Annotated in this window: 1 pseudogene; it reads right to left on the minus strand. The window is 37.4% G+C overall.

Annotated elements, in window-relative coordinates:
• Positions 1-211 (minus strand): annotated as a pseudogene (locus tag HMPREF2813_RS06225) (adhesin); the annotation flags it as partial.
• Between the last annotated feature and the right edge of the window lie 185 nt (positions 212-396).

A 396-nucleotide genomic window follows, 5' to 3' on the forward strand; every position in this document is an offset into this window, starting at 1 on the left:
CGCCTCCAAAATTAGCGTCCATTTTTTCCAGAATCACCATTAATTCACGACAAGCAAACTCATAATCTTTTTTTGCGATATGTTGTTCCAAGCGTAATAGGCTGGGCTTGCGTGGTTGTTTAAATATTCGCAGGGGAGTTTGATTGTTGCTTAATTCCGCAAGTAAAGCGGTCGCATCTTGAGGAGCGTTTTGCAAATTTTCTTTTGTCATATTATTAAATCCCTTGTATCGCCATGGCATGGAGTATACTTTAGTTTATCATATAAATTGTTTTTTTAGTATTACTTGGCTTGCTGAGTTTGCTTGGTTTGCTTAGCTCAGCTTAGCTTGTTTATTTGATATATAAGGGTAAAAACAGGGTTGCCTATAGACTGTAAATTGGCGGGTAAAGCATA

It is taken from the genome of Haemophilus sp. HMSC066A11 (assembly GCF_001811665.1).
GTDB classification, from domain to species: domain Bacteria; phylum Pseudomonadota; class Gammaproteobacteria; order Enterobacterales; family Pasteurellaceae; genus Haemophilus; species Haemophilus influenzae.